At 60.6% G+C, this 13,978-nt stretch carries 10 protein-coding genes; 9 read left to right on the top strand and 1 reads right to left on the bottom strand.

Annotated features, from left to right (window positions below; translation table 11 throughout):
- Positions 1-20 precede the first annotated feature (20 nt).
- From DDZ17_RS05185 to DDZ17_RS05170, 4 genes are all read left to right on the top strand, one after another.
- Positions 21-1,613 (top strand): class I adenylate-forming enzyme family protein, encoded by a 1,593-nt coding sequence (locus tag DDZ17_RS05185; protein WP_157976456.1) that lies wholly within the window; start codon positions 21-23, stop codon positions 1,611-1,613.
- Positions 1,597-2,745, top strand: coding sequence for an alpha/beta hydrolase (locus DDZ17_RS05180; RefSeq protein WP_157976455.1), 1,149 nt, complete (start codon positions 1,597-1,599; stop codon positions 2,743-2,745). The genes DDZ17_RS05185 and DDZ17_RS05180 overlap by 17 nt, the downstream gene beginning before the upstream one ends.
- A 42-nt stretch (positions 2,746-2,787) precedes the next feature.
- Positions 2,788-4,734 carry a CocE/NonD family hydrolase gene (locus DDZ17_RS05175; protein WP_157976454.1) on the top strand — a complete coding sequence of 649 codons (1,947 nt, stop codon included), beginning with the start codon at positions 2,788-2,790 and terminating at the stop codon, positions 4,732-4,734.
- A gap of 61 nt (positions 4,735-4,795) precedes the next feature.
- Complete coding sequence (locus DDZ17_RS05170; RefSeq protein ID WP_116364827.1) at positions 4,796-5,950, top strand: alanine racemase; 1,155 nt, start codon at positions 4,796-4,798, stop codon at positions 5,948-5,950.
- A gap of 26 nt (positions 5,951-5,976) precedes the next feature.
- Here the strand turns inward: DDZ17_RS05170 and DDZ17_RS05165 are convergent, their stop codons facing one another.
- The gene (locus DDZ17_RS05165; RefSeq protein WP_206613442.1) at positions 5,977-6,663 is read right to left on the bottom strand and encodes a GntR family transcriptional regulator; all 687 of its coding nucleotides are present in this window, start codon (positions 6,661-6,663) and stop codon (positions 5,977-5,979) included.
- Between the two features lie 258 nt (positions 6,664-6,921).
- Here DDZ17_RS05165 and DDZ17_RS05160 point away from each other — a divergent pair, with 258 nt between their 5' ends.
- From DDZ17_RS05160 to DDZ17_RS05140, 5 genes are all read left to right on the top strand, one after another.
- Complete coding sequence (locus DDZ17_RS05160) at positions 6,922-8,514, top strand: amidohydrolase family protein (protein WP_116364826.1); 1,593 nt, start codon at positions 6,922-6,924, stop codon at positions 8,512-8,514.
- 11 nt (positions 8,515-8,525) lie between these two features.
- Positions 8,526-9,617 (top strand): YkvI family membrane protein, encoded by a 1,092-nt coding sequence (locus DDZ17_RS05155; RefSeq protein ID WP_116364825.1) that lies wholly within the window; start codon positions 8,526-8,528, stop codon positions 9,615-9,617.
- 78 nt (positions 9,618-9,695) lie between these two features.
- Positions 9,696-10,703, top strand: coding sequence for an N-acetyltransferase DgcN family protein (locus DDZ17_RS05150; protein WP_116364824.1), 1,008 nt, complete (start codon positions 9,696-9,698; stop codon positions 10,701-10,703).
- Between the two features lie 33 nt (positions 10,704-10,736).
- The gene (locus DDZ17_RS05145) at positions 10,737-11,714 is read left to right on the top strand and encodes a dipeptide epimerase (protein ID WP_116364823.1); all 978 of its coding nucleotides are present in this window, start codon (positions 10,737-10,739) and stop codon (positions 11,712-11,714) included.
- Positions 11,715-11,758: 44 nt separating this feature from the next.
- The gene (locus tag DDZ17_RS05140) at positions 11,759-13,948 is read left to right on the top strand and encodes a TonB-dependent receptor (protein WP_116364822.1); all 2,190 of its coding nucleotides are present in this window, start codon (positions 11,759-11,761) and stop codon (positions 13,946-13,948) included.
- Positions 13,949-13,978: the final 30 nt, after the last annotated feature.

The following is a 13,978-nucleotide window of genomic DNA, read 5'->3' as shown; positions in this document are numbered from 1 at the left end:
TGCGTGATGGGAGTAGTCGATTGACCGACACAGTAGATTTTTCCTGCCCTTGGCAGTATCTCGCGCATTGGGCGCACCAAACACCGAATGCCGAAGCGGTGATCCAGGGCGAGATGCGTCTCAGCTATGCGCAGCTCGCACGGCGTGTGGAGGCCATTGCGGTGGCAATGGCAGCTGCCGGGATTAAGCCTGGGGATCGCGTGGCGACCCTGTCAGGGCCGTCTATCGCCTTTGTGGAGACGTTTCTTGGAGCCAATCGCCTTGGGGCGATCTGGCTGGGGTTAAACCCGAAATACCAGTCGCGGGAGCTGGTACAGGTACTGCGTGACGCAGGCCCGAGCCTGGTATTCTTCGAGCCTGGTAGCGCAGCCATTGATGACACCACTGCCATGCAGGCAGTGGTGCATGAAGCGGGGCTGGATGACTGTCAACTGGTGGCGTTAACCCGAACCGGTGGCGCACCTGCCCTGGATGTCTGGATTGATGCGCACCCGGTGCGTGCTGTGCCGGCCGAAGCTGATGCATCTGATGGCGAACAGGCCGCAGTACTGGTTTATACCTCGGGCTCTACAGGCGTTCCCAAGGGCGCCATGCTAAGTGGCGCCGCCATCAATCGATTTGCACGCCGGCAGAACGTGTTGTGGCCCCTCTCGCCGCACCGAGTACTCAATTACTTTCCCATCAATCATATCGGCAGTCTGGTGGATATGTTCGCTCCCTGCCTGGTGGCCGGTGGCGCCATGGTACTCATGGAGCAGTTCGATCCGCTCCAGGCGCTGCAATGCATCGAGCGTGAAAAGCTGACGCTGTGGGGCTCTGTGCCCAGCGTATTCATGTTACAGCTGGCCTTGCCGCAGATACACGAGATCGACCTGTCCAGCCTGCAGTTGATTGTTTGGGAGGGCGCGGCGATGCCCGTGGAGGTGGCCAGGGCGCTGCGCGATATCTGCCCTCGTTTGGCCACCAACTACGGCATGACAGAGACCACCAGCGCCATTACCGCCTTGCCTCCGACCGATGACGTGGCGCTGCTCACACAGACGGTGGGCCGTCCCTTTCCCGGCGTGAGTGTGCGCCTGTGCGACGAAGAGGGATGCGTTGTTCCCCCCGGCCAGGTCGGGGAGGTGTATACCCGCAGCGATCAGTTGACCCTCGGCTACTGGCGCAACCCGGCAGCCACCGAGGCGGCGTTCACCCAGCAGGGGTGGTTCCGTACCGGCGATATCGCCATCTGGCGGAGCGATGGCAACCTGTGCATCGTGGGGCGGGTAAAGGAGATGTATAAGTCTGGTGGCTATAACGTGTATCCGCGCGAAATCGAGGCAGTGCTGGAAGAACTGGACGGCGTCAGCGCCGCTGCCGTGGTCAGTGTCGAAGATGCGCTGTGGCAAGAGGTTGGTGTGGCCTTTGTCTGTGCACCGCAGGGCCAGGTTGCAACACAGGTTCTGGAGCAGCACTGCCGCGCCCGCCTGGCAAACTACAAGGTGCCAAAGCACTTTCGGGTAGAAGTCAGCCTGCCCCTGCTGCCCATCGGCAAAATCGATAAGGTGAGCCTGAAAGCGCAGGCCGGACGCCTGTTCGGGCAGGACGAGGTGGGTGGCCACAGTGAATAGACGCATCGCAAGACGCTTCTCCACGCTGCTACTTGCCCTGTTGCTGGCGTTCGTCAGTGCAGCGGCCACCACATGGTTTTTGGTCGAAACTGGCAAGCAGATGAACCGCAATTCGCTCTGGCTCAACGTTGACGGTGGCGGGATAGACGAGTCCGGCTACCTGACACTCGGCGGTGCCCGGCAGTTTGTCCGTATCCGTGGTCGCGACATTGACAACCCCCTGCTGGTGGACCTGCACGGCGGGCCGGGGGGGGCGCTGACCTCGATGACCCACCGTATGCTGCTGCCGCTCACCGAGTATTTCACCCTGGTGGAATGGGACCAGCGCGGCGCTGGCCGGTCCTATGGCGATGCCGCGACTGCAGAAGGCGTGGGCTTTCAGCGTATGGTCGATGACACCATCGCCTTGCTGGAAAATGTCACCGAACGCTTCGGGCAGCCACAGGTGGTGTTGGTCGGGCATAGCTGGGGTACCAACCTGGGCCTGAAGGTGATTGCCCAGCGCCCGGACCTGGTTTCGGCCTATGTCGGCGTGGGCCAGGGGCTGGGTTGGCAATCAGGGTTCGATGAGAGTCGCAGGCTTATGACCGAGGCGGCGCGCGAACAGGGCGATGCCGAAACCCTGGCGGCATTGGAGGCTATACCCGCTCAATGGCCGGAGGCGGCCGAGGGGGGGCAGTACATTGAGCAGATCCAGCGCCACCTTGGCAAATTCTCAACCTCAATTTACGCGCTGCGTGATCCACAGGACTACTTGCATTCCCACTTGATGCTGGATGCGGTGTTGTCTCCGGACCTCAGCTGGGCTGATCTGTACCGCAAGTTCTTCCCGCCACCCCGCTCACCCACCACGCAGGCGTTGCTGCTGGATCTCTATGACTATGAAGTGTCCTACCCGGAAGACTACGTCTTTGAGGTTCCAGTGTTTATTTTTCAGGGTGAACACGACTGGCAAACCCCCACTACGTTGGTGAAGCCGTGGTTTGAACGCGTGCAGGCACCGGTGAAAGAGTATGTAGCTTTCGAGCATTCGGCCCATTACGTGGTCAATGAAGAACCGGGTAAATACCTGTACAGCCTGGTCAGCAAAGTGCGTCCGCTGGCAATGAAGGCGCTGGAGGCTGGCCGCTAGTGGGTCGGGATGTATTGGCAGGACAGGTGTCGGGAGGTTGAGGTGAGGCTGAAAAAAGCCATAGCCGCAGGGGCGGCGTTGATGGGCGGCGCGCTGGTGGTGGTTGTGCTAGTCGCCCAGTTCAGCTCGCTTCCGGGTGAGCAGGTGACACCTTCTGGCGAGCAGCGTAATCAATCGCTGTATGTCACCGCTGACGATGGCACCGCTATTGCCATTGATGTGTGGTTACCTGAGTCACTGGCTGCCGGCGAGACCGTGCCGGCGCTGATCGCTGGCACCCGCTACTGGCGCGCGCAGCGGGTTACCCCGCTGGGGCGCCTGCTGCACTGGCTGGGTATGGCGGCACCTGGGGTTTTGCCCGGTGAGTATCCGGCGTTTTTCAACCCCCGCGGTTACGCCGTGGTGACGGTGGATGTGCGTGGTACCGGCGCGTCCTACGGTGTACACCGGATGGAGTATTCACCCACCGAGATAGCGGACTACCGTGCGGTGATCGACTGGATCGTGTCGCGGGGCTGGTCAAACGGCAAGGTGGGTGCGCTGGGCGTGTCTTATGTTGGTACCTCGGCGGAACTCATGACAACAGTGCAGCACCCCGCTCTCAAGGCGGTGGCACCGCTCTACAGTGATTTCGATGCGCAGTATCACCTGGCAACGCCGGGGGGCATCTACCAGCCGGGTTTCATCGCCGCCTGGAGCGATGCTGTTTCGGCGATGGATCGCAATGATGTCTGTGCCCTGGCCTGGCCTGGGGCAAGCGGATGGCTGGCTGCACTGCGCTGTAGGCTGGCAGGACACCTCTACGGTGGTGTGAAGCCGGTGGATGGTGATGCGAGGGGCGCCCGGCTCGCCCAGGCCGTTGCGCAGCACAACACGCCCGATGTGCAACAGGCGGTGCGCGAACTGGAGTTTCGCGATTCTCCCTATGCCGACACCCCCTGGACCATGGCAGATTCCCAGGCCTACGCGCGTCGGGCCGATATCGAGCGTTCCGGGGTGCCGATGTTCGTGATTGCTGGCTGGCTGGACGCGGCTACCGCGGATGGTGCGCTGGCACGTTATACCCATTTCAGCAATCCGCAGAGCTTGATCCTGGCGCCGTTCAGTCATGGCGGTGATCACGACACCGATCCTTTTGCTGACATTCACAGGCCACCGCTGTGGAGCTTCGACGAACACTATGGCGCGGTAGAAGCCTTTTTCGCCTACTACCTGAAAGGCCGTGGTGCGCCCCCGGTAGAAGGTATCCGGTACCACATTATGAACGGTGGTGGTTGGCGCTTCAGCGAGGTTTGGCCGCCGCTCCAGCGTGACCGCTGGGACTACTACCTCGCTGGTGATCAACGCCTGCAGCCGAAAACACCGGTTGTCAATGGAAGCCAGTCCCTGGCTGTGGATTTTACCGCCAGCACCGGGCTGCAGACGCGCTGGCACACCCAGTTGGGCGGACCGGACGTTGTCTATACCAATCGGATTGATCAAGCCGGCAAGGTGCTGCGCTTCCAGGGCGAACCGCTGGCGCGGGATATCGAAGTGGTGGGTAATGTGCAGCTCAGCCTTTATCTCAGTGCCTCGGTTGCCGATCCCAATCTCCATGTCTACCTTGAGTCAGTGGGCCCCGATGGTAGAGTGACCTATGTCACTGAGGGCGTGTTGCGCGCCATTCATCGCAAGGGAGTGGACGTTGATGTTCCCTATCGCGTGGATGGGGCAGGGCGTAGTTACTTGCGTCGCCATGCGCAGCCGCTTGTGCCAGGAGAGGTCGCGCGCATCGACATGACGCTGTATGTCACCGCGATGAGATTGACCGAGGGCTCGCGTTTACAGGTGGCTTTGGCCGGCGCGGACACCGGTGCTTTCGAATCGCGCAACATCGATCATCAACCCCGCCTTACCCTTTACCATGGCCCGGACTATCCATCGCGGATATCGCTCCCGGTTATGGTGGGCGATATGCCGGCCGGTTCTGCACAGCGAGTGCTGCGGTAACGGCAGGGATGTTTCGGGACGTATGGCGGCAAGCAATCGTTCACCGGGGGAGCAAACACCAATGATGTTCCAAAGCTCGGCCTCATTACTCACGGTGGACACTCCCTGCCTGGTTCTGCATGGCGGGAAGATGGACCGCAACATAAAGCGCCTGCGCACGCACCTGGGTGCTGATGGGCCGGCATTGCGTCCCCACCTGAAAACCGCCAAGTCGGTACCCGTGGCGAGCCGTGTGATGGGCGGCGTGATGGGGCCGGCCACGGTGTCTACACTGAAAGAGGCAGAACAGTTTGCCGCCGCGGGAATCCGCGACATGATCTATGCCGTGGGCATCGCCCCAGGCAAGCTGGACCGAGTAGTGGCATTGCGCGCCTCTGGCATAGACCTGGCCGTGATCCTGGACACACCCGAGCAAGCCTTGCTGGTGGTGGATGCCAGTCAACGCGCTGGCATCGCCATTCCCGCCCTCATCGAAATTGACAGCGACGGGCACCGTGCCGGCGTGGCGCCGGCGGACACGAATACCTTGCTGGCCATTGCCCGGCTCCTGTGTGATGGCGGAGCTGAACTGCGTGGTGTTCTCACTCATGCGGGAGGCAGTTACCAGGCTCGCAGCCCCAAGGATTTACCTGCCTGGGCTGAGCGTGAACGGGCCGCGGCGGTAAGTTGCGCGGCCACTTTGCGGGCCGCAGGTTTGCCCTGCCCGGTGGTGTCGGTTGGCTCCACGCCGACAGCCTTGTTCGGCAGGGACTTTTCCGGCGTTACAGAGGTCAGGGCCGGCGTCTTTGTGTTCTTTGATCTGGTGATGGCCGGCATTGGTGTTTGCCAGGTCGACGACATTGCGCTTTCCGTTCTGGCCACGGTGATCGGGCACCAGCCGGCGCGCGGCTGGGTGCTTGTCGATGCTGGCTGGATGGCACTGTCGCGTGATCGTGGAACCGCCGGACAGGACATCGATCAGGGCTACGGCCTGGTGTGCGACATCCATGGCAGGCCGTGCGACGACCTGATTATTGTCGGCGCCAATCAGGAGCACGCAATGATTGGGGCGCGCGATGGTGGGTTTAACCCTTTGCTGGATCTGCCCATCGGTACGCGAGTGCGTATTCTGCCCAACCATGCGTGTGCCACGGCAGCGCAGCACGACCACTACCAGGTGGTGGAAGAAGGTAGCCTGAATGTGGTGGCCAAGTGGCCGCGCTTTGGTGGTTGGTAGCTGGCCATCGTGCCCCTGGTGCTAATTCAGATTTTCAGATCCTGCGTGTAAAACTGCTCGTGAGTGAAGATGGCATTCAGTATGCGTTCCTCGCTTTGTGAGAGTGTCGACAGAATGGCCTCCTGGATCTTGCTGGTCTCGTCGCTTTTCATGACATCCAGTAGCAGGCCCTGTTGCTCACTGGTGTAGGGCAGGTGCCCGCGGCTTTTGAGGTAAAGCCAGTAGATGCGCATGGCGGTATCTTCCAGCTGCCGCGCCCATTCGAGCATGAGTGGGTAACCTGCTTCGCCGCACAAAGTGAGGTTGAGCTCCTTGTTTCTCTTGAGCATTTCAAGTGCCGTATCGTCATCGGTAATGGGCCGCGTTGTCTCAATTTTGCGATTGAGATCCTTGAGTTTTGCGTAATCGAGATTGGCCGCGGCCAGCGAAAAAGTCTTGGGCAGCAGAATCTTGCGCAGGGTGAAGTTCTGCTTGATCTCCAACAGGGTGAGCGGCGCTACTACGGTCACCCGTGGAGACAGGGGGATCAGGAAGTGCTGGGCGGTCAGGCGCTCGATCAGGTTTCTCGCCAGTGTGCGGCTGAAGCCAAACATGTCACAGAGAATGTTCTCCGACACTTTTTGGCTGGGCGCTAGCTTCTGGGTAACGATGGCGTCCATGACTCGCTGCGCGGCTTCGCTAGCTTCGTCCTTTATGGCTGGCTTGTCTTTCAAAGTGGGGCTCCTCGGGGCTTTTGTGCAGTGATAACTCAAGCGCTGCCCAGGATCAATGGCAGTCCACAGGAACATCATCCATCATGGCTGCCAAAAATAATAATAAACCAGCCATAAATTACTTGATAGATGAATATGGCTGTACTAATGTTGTCGCAAGCATTGGGAAAACCGGCGCTTCGCAGGCATGACCTGCCTGGGCTGTGCTTGTGCGATAGCCCGTTGACCCTGTACCCACAGAAAGAGAGATAACGATAAATGTCCAATTTGATCGGCAGCAAACCTTTTCCCCGCCTGGCGTTGTGTATGGCTGTTTCGTTGTGGGCGCAAACCGCTTTTGCGGCGCTCGATATTGCCATCGTCGGTGGCCGCGTGGTGGACCCGGAAAGTGGCCTGGATGCCGTGCGCAATGTCGGTATCGAGGACGGCCGCATTGTGGCGGTCAGCAGCGAGCCACTAGAGGCCGAACGTATCATCGATGCCGGGGGGCGTGTTGTGGCGCCGGGATTTATCGATATGCATGCCCACGGGCAGTCGATTCTGGGCGGGCGCGTGCAGGCGCTTGATGGCGTCACGACGGCATTGGATCTGGAAGCGGGTTCGTTACCCATTGCCGACTTTTACGCCCAGGCTGGCATTGAGGGGCGCCCGATTAACTATGGTGTCTCGGTGAACTGGGCTTACGCCCGCATCGCGGTATTCCAGCAAACCCAGCCCGAAGCCAATCCTGGCTGGTTCTTCGAACACTTCGGCTCGCTGGAATGGCAGCGCGACCTGGCCGATGACACCCAGTTACAAGCCGTTTCCGACATGGTCGAACAGGGCATTCGCGAGGGCGGCCTTGGGGTGGGAGTATTGCTCGGATATGCCCCGGGCACCGGGCGACACGAGTACTATCAAATCTCCGCGCTGGCCGCTGATTACGACGTGCCGACCTTCACCCATGCGCGCTATCTGTCGATGATCGAGCCAGAGAGTTCCTTCGAGGCGATGGCAGAAATTGTTGCGGCTGCTGCGGGTACGGGCGTGCAGGCACACATCGTTCACCTTAACTCGATCAGCTTGCGTGACATTGACGCCATCGGCGCGTTGCTTGCCGGCGCTCGCGAGCGTGGGCTGCGCATTAGCACCGAGGCCTATCCCTATGGGGCCGGCTCGACGGGCATTGGCGCGGCCATGTTCCGTGGGCCGCATTGGCGCGAACGCATTGGTGGTGCCACCGCGGCGAGCTTTGAAGTGGATGGTGAGCGGCTGGATGAAGCGCGCCTTGCCCAGTTGCAAAAAGAGCAGCCCGGCAAGGAGGCAGTGATTCACTTCCTGGAAACCGAACGGGCGGCGGATCAGGCTTATCTCGATCAGGCGGTCCTGTTTCCTGAAGGGGTGATCGCCTCCGACGGCATGGGCTGGATGGCGGGTGACAAGCCGGTGACCGATACCGCCTGGCCACTGCCACCAACGGCGCGCAATCACCCGCGCAGTGCGGGCGCGTATTCCCGCTTCCTGCGCCAGTATGTGCGCGAATCGGAAAAGCTCTCCCTGCTCGAAGCTATTGAGCGGGTGAGCTACGGTCCGGCCCGTATCCTGCAGGATGCGGTGCCGCAAATGCGCCGGAAAGGCCGGATACAGCCCGGCGCCGACGCCGATATCGTGGTGTTTGACCTCGCCGAAATCACCGATAACGCAACGTATGCGGAGCCGGCACAGGTGTCCACTGGCTTCGACTATGTATTGGTTAACGGTGTGCCACTGGTGGATGGCGGCCGGCTCGACACCGCTGTCCTGCCTGGCAAGGCCATCCGCAATCCGGTGCGAGACACGCCGGTGCCGGGTGACAGTGGTGTGCGGCGCTAGGGGAAGCATCCATGGCCTGGTTTAGAACCTACGTACTACCGGGGCTGATCTTCCAGTCGGTGATCATCGGCGGAGGCTACGCCACAGGCAGAGAGCTCATTGAGTTCTTCTTCCCACAGGGGCCGTTGGGCGGCGTGCTGGGCCTGCTGGTTTCGGCGCTGGTTTTCGGTGTGGTGCTTGCCGCTGGTTTCGAGTTTGCCCGTGTCACCGGGGGCTACGATTATCGCCACTTCTGCCGTTCCCTGCTGGGCCGGGGCTGGCCGGTCTTCGAAATGGCCTTTTTTATTCAGTTGTTGCTGATCCTGTCGGTGATCGGCTCTGCGGCGGGGGAAATGGCCCAGGCATCGCTGAAGCTCCCCACGCTGTGGGGCACTGCCATCTTGATGCTGCTGATTGCCATCCTCACCTTCAATGGCTCCGAGGTGATCAAGGTGGTGCTGTCGGCCTGGTCGCTGGTGCTTTACAGCGTGTACTTGCTGCTATTTGTCCTGGCCTTTGCCAGCTACTCTGGCGTAATAGCCGATACCTTCCTCGGCGAGCCGCTGATGGGGAACTGGGCGGCCAGCGGCGTGCTTTACTCCGGTTATAACCTGGCGGTACTCCCGGCGGTACTCTTTGCCGTCGCCCACCTTCGTTCGCGTCGGGAAACGGTAGGAGCAGGCCTCATGGGGGGGCTGCTGGCGGTCATTCCGGCGCTGCTGTTCTACATCGCCATGATGGCCTTTTATCCCGAGATCGGCGAACAACCGCTGCCGGCGACCTTCCTCATGGCGCAACTCAATAGTGGTTGGCTGAATGTGGTATTCCAGATTGTGGTGTTCGGCACCTTCATTGAAACCGGTACCGCCCTCCTGCATGCGGTCAATGAACGCCTCAGTGCGAGCGCGCGTGAGCGAGGTGGAGAACTGTCGCGCTTTGCCAGGCCGTTGGTGTCGCTGGCTTTTCTGCTGATCGCCATGTTCGCCAGTGAAGTGGTGGGCATCATCGACTTGATCGCAAAAGGGTATGGCTTGCTGACCCTGGTGTTCATCGTTGTGTTGATTGTGCCACTGCTGACGCTGGGGCTGGCCAGGATCGTTCGCGCGCCGGATCCGGCGCTGTGAAACGGCAAGTGAAACAACGGGCAGTGAGTGGTCATACCGACCGCATACCGAGCTCAAGTACTACTCAAGGATATCTGTATGAAAGTTGTTGAGATGCGCTCTCCTTACCTGATTTTTATAGGCAGCGAGTCGCGAAAAACCTACGCGAAAACCGGGGCCGGCCTGGTGCAGTGGCGCCCGGAACTGTGCCGGGGCCAAATGCGCCTGGCTGCCGATGCGCTGGACCTGGGCCTGGCTGACATGACGCTTGAGGAGGCTGCCAGCGCCGGTGTCCGTTCGCTGGTCATCGGCACCGCTACGGTCGGGGGTGATATTCCGGAGCAATGGTATCCGGTATTGCGACAGGCCCTGGGCCTGGGGATGGATTTGGTCGCTGGGGCGCACAAGCGCTTGGCCGATGTGCCGGGCCTGGCGGAACTGGCAGCGGCCAATGGTGCCCGGTTGATCGATGTCCGGGTTCCTCCTGCAGCGCTGCCCGTGGGCAGCGGGGCCAAGCGTCGGGGCAAACGTCTGTTGATGGTGGGTACCGACTGCGCTGTGGGCAAGAAATACTCGGCGCTGTGTGTCGAGCGCGATATGCGCGCGGCGGGTATGAAGGCTGATTTTCGTGCCACCGGTCAGACCGGCATCATGATCGCCGGCTGCGGCGTGCCGATGGATGCCGTGGTGAGTGACTTCCTGAGCGGCGCCGCCGAGATCCTTTCACCGGACAACGACGCCGATCACTGGGATGTCATCGAGGGGCAGGGTGGGCTGTTTCATCCGGGCTATTCCTCTGTCAGCACTGGCCTGTTGATCGGCTCGCAGCCCGACGCCTTCGTGGTCTGCCATGAAGCCGGGCGTGAGCGCATCTCCGGCTGGGAAGACTTCCCCCTGCCCAGTATCGAAGATGTCATCGCCCGCACGATTGAATTGGGCGTGTTGGTTAATCCGGCGATTCACTGTGTGGGGGTATGCGTGAATACCTCGGCACTGCCGGCACCGGAACGCGAGCACTATCTTGCCGAGCTGGGGCAACGCCTGAACCTGCCCTGTGTCGACCCGCTGATCGACGGCACCCTAGCCATTGTTGACAGGCTCCGCTAGGGAGCTGAACACCGAATACCAGGAGAACAAACCATGCAGTTCACTATTGACGTTAAGCGCTTGCCCCTGCGCATTCCGTTCTCGATCACCGGTTATACCTTTGAGCACGTAGACGCTTTACAGGTCAGCCTGACCCAGGACGGCGTGAGTGGCCGTGGCGAGGGGATTGGCATCTACTACCTGGACGAGACGGCAGATTCCATGCGGGCGCAATTGGAGTCCATCCGCAGCGATGTGGAGGGTGGTATTGATCGCACATCCCTGCTTGAGCGACTGCCGCCTGGCGGCGCCCGCAATGCCCTTGATTGCGCGCTGTGGGATTTAGAGGCGAAGCGTTCAGGTACAGCTATCTGGGAGCTGCTGGCGCTGCAGCCCAGGCCACTGGTAACAGTAGCGACCGTCGGAATCGGAACCCCAGAGCAGATGGCCGAGGCGGCCCTGCGCTACGCCCAGTACGACAAGATCAAAGTGAAACTGAGCGCGGATGAACCCATCGCCCGCCTGGAGGCGATTCGAGCCGCGCGCCCGGATGCCAGCATCCTGATTGATGTCAATCAGGGCTGGAGTTTCGATGAGCTACGCGAGTATGCCCCGGCCGTTGCCCGTCTCAATGTGGACATGATCGAGCAGCCTCTGCCGCGGGGCGGTGATGACATCCTGGAAGGCTATCGCAGCCCCGTGCCGCTGGGTGCAGACGAATCCTGCCTCAGCCTTGCTGAGTACGCCAAAGCTGCCCGTTGTTACGACGTGATCAGTATCAAACTGGACAAGTGTGGCGGCCTGACCGAAGCCCTGCAGATCGTCGACAACGCACAGCGTGATGGCAAGGAGCTGATGGTGGGCAACATGGTCGGCACGTCCCTGTCCATGGCCCCCGCCTTTGTGGTCGGCCAGCACTGCCGTTTCGTGGACATCGACGGTCCGCTGTTACTGGAGGGAGACATCGAACACGCCCTCGACTATGCAACCGGTGGTGTTGTTGGGCTGCCGAGCCCCCAGCTGTGGGGCTGATCTTGCCGCGCAGGTACATCTAATACAGTCATGAGGAGTCTGAGATGAGAACAATAAAATCCGAACAGGCACTGGCGGTCGGTCTGGCACTGATGAGCCTGGCGGGCACTGCCCAGGCTCAGCAGCGAACGGAGCCGGCAACGGCCCCGCCGGTGCTGGAGACAGTACTGGTCACCGCGACCAAGCGAGCGACAGACCTGCAGAGCACTGCAGGCAGTATCTCGGCACTCGGTGCTCAGCAGATTGATAATCGGTCCCTGGTGGGGATGGAGGACTACCTCGACGCACTGCCAAGCGTGAATTACATCGACCGTGGCGTCGGCGAAAACCAGATCATTATTCGCGGTATTGGGCTCGCCTTTGGCGAGCGAGCAACCGTGGGTTCGTACTTTGGTGAGGTGCCACTATCCAACCCGATTATTTCTACGTCCAGCGACATGAAGCTGGTCGACATGGAGCGTATCGAGGTGCTGCGAGGCCCCCAGGGCACGCTCTACGGCGGTGGCTCCATGAGCGGCGCAGTGCGCAATATTCCCAACGCTCCCTACCTCGATGAATTTGAGGGCAGGGTTGCCGTGGACTACTCATCCACCGATGGGGCCGACGGTGGCAATGGCGATGTGACCGCCATGCTGAACCTGCCGCTGGGTGATGAACTGGCCCTGCGCCTGGTTGGCTATCGCTTTGACAACGCGGGATACGTTGACCTGGTCAGTACAGAATTGCTGGAGGATCGCTCAGCGGCCACCGGCACACCGGTGGCAGAGAAAGAAGGCGTCGGAGGTAACCGCTTTACCGGGGCGCGCGCCTCGCTGTTGTGGCAACCCAGCGACGAACTGGATGTGACCCTGATGGTCGCCCACCAGGAACTGGAGGAGGATGGCCGCAACGACGTGACCCTCTCCCGTCAGGCCTATGAAGCCTCGGCGCTGGCAACTGGCAAGGAGTTCAAGACCGACGAGCTCAGCCTGTTTAACCTACTGGTGAACTACGACATGGGCTGGGGCACCCTCACTTCTTCGACCTCGTGGGTAGACGGCAAAACTGCCGATTCATCCGACCTGGGGCGAGTCATTGATTGGGCAGCGGTAGGGTTCAGCGAGCGCGACAAGGAGGGGCTGGTGCAGGAGTTACGGGTGGCCTCGCAGTTTGACGGCAAGCTGCAGGTAACCGGTGGCCTTTACTACGAAGACTTCGAATCCTTCGAGCGTTGCTGCTGGCGCTGGACGGGTGATGATCCCAGCCTCAATCCATTTGGCACAGAAAACCTGCGCACGGTGAATACGTTGTCGACCATCGACCAGGTAGCGGTGTTTGGTGAGCTGGATTATGCGCTAACCGACGCCCTGGTGCTGACGGTTGGGGGGCGCTGGTTCGATTATGAGCGCGACGACGATATCGATGAATCAGGGCCCCTGGCGGCTATTCCCAACCAGCTTTCGACAGCCGAATCGGACAGCCGATATAAAGCCGGTATCGACTATCAATTGCACGACGACGCTCTGTTGTACGCCCTGTGGTCGGAAGGTTTCCGTCTTGGGCTTGGTGTTGCCACCGCGCCGCCGACAATCTGTGATGTCGACAACGACGGGCTGATGGACGGCACCACTATCTCCCTTGGTTCATCCAGCATTGATTCAGATACCACTGAGAACTTTGAACTGGGCGGAAAATTCAGTTTCTGGGATCGGCGAGTGAGTTTGAACAGTTCGGTTTATCGCATTGATTGGACAGATATCCCGGTCGGCGCGGTGGGCTCAAACCCTGTCTGTTCGGCCACGGTGAATGGGGGCGAAGCTCGCTCCCAGGGCGTGGAACTGGAGGCCCAGGTGCTGTTGACCAGCAGCCTTAGCCTGCAGCTCGCAGCGTCCTATACCGATGCTGAGTTCACCAACAACCAGGGGGGCAATGAAGGCGAGCGTCTGCCCATGTCGCCGGAGCACAACGGCTATGTCGGCCTGCACTATGACTTTTTGCTGGCGCAATACCCAGCCTTCCTGCGCGCCGACGCCACCTATGTGGGTGCCTTCAACACCGGTGCAACGATTCCTACGGAGTCGGGCGATTACGTCACGGTGGATCTCAACGCCGGTATCACCGTGGACAATGTCGAGCTCAAGTTCTACGCCTCCAATCTCACCAATGAAGATGATGTCACGGTGGCCTTCTTCCTGGACCGTGGCTGGCGCCTGCGGCCACGCACCCTGGGGGTTCAGCTTGCCTACCGCTTCTGAGCCATGGCAGTAGCCCTACCAACCGGCGTG

The organism is Parahaliea mediterranea (assembly GCF_003402235.1).
Lineage (GTDB): Bacteria > Pseudomonadota > Gammaproteobacteria > Pseudomonadales > Halieaceae > Parahaliea > Parahaliea mediterranea.
Note: the sequence above shows the minus strand (reverse complement) of the source record. Positions and strands in the feature narration are given on the sequence as shown.

Excerpts from the sequence above, each read along its gene's own strand:
- DDZ17_RS05145 (WP_116364823.1), top strand. The coding sequence starts at position 10,737 with ATGCAGTTCACTATTGACGTTAAGCGCTTGCCCCTGCGCATTCCGTTC.
- DDZ17_RS05140 (WP_116364822.1), top strand. The coding sequence starts at position 11,759 with ATGAGAACAATAAAATCCGAACAGGCACTGGCGGTCGGTCTGGCACTG.
- DDZ17_RS05160 (WP_116364826.1), top strand. The coding sequence starts at position 6,922 with ATGTCCAATTTGATCGGCAGCAAACCTTTTCCCCGCCTGGCGTTGTGT.
- DDZ17_RS05150 (WP_116364824.1), top strand. The coding sequence starts at position 9,696 with ATGAAAGTTGTTGAGATGCGCTCTCCTTACCTGATTTTTATAGGCAGC.
- DDZ17_RS05155 (WP_116364825.1), top strand. The coding sequence starts at position 8,526 with ATGGCCTGGTTTAGAACCTACGTACTACCGGGGCTGATCTTCCAGTCG.
- DDZ17_RS05170 (WP_116364827.1), top strand. The coding sequence starts at position 4,796 with ATGATGTTCCAAAGCTCGGCCTCATTACTCACGGTGGACACTCCCTGC.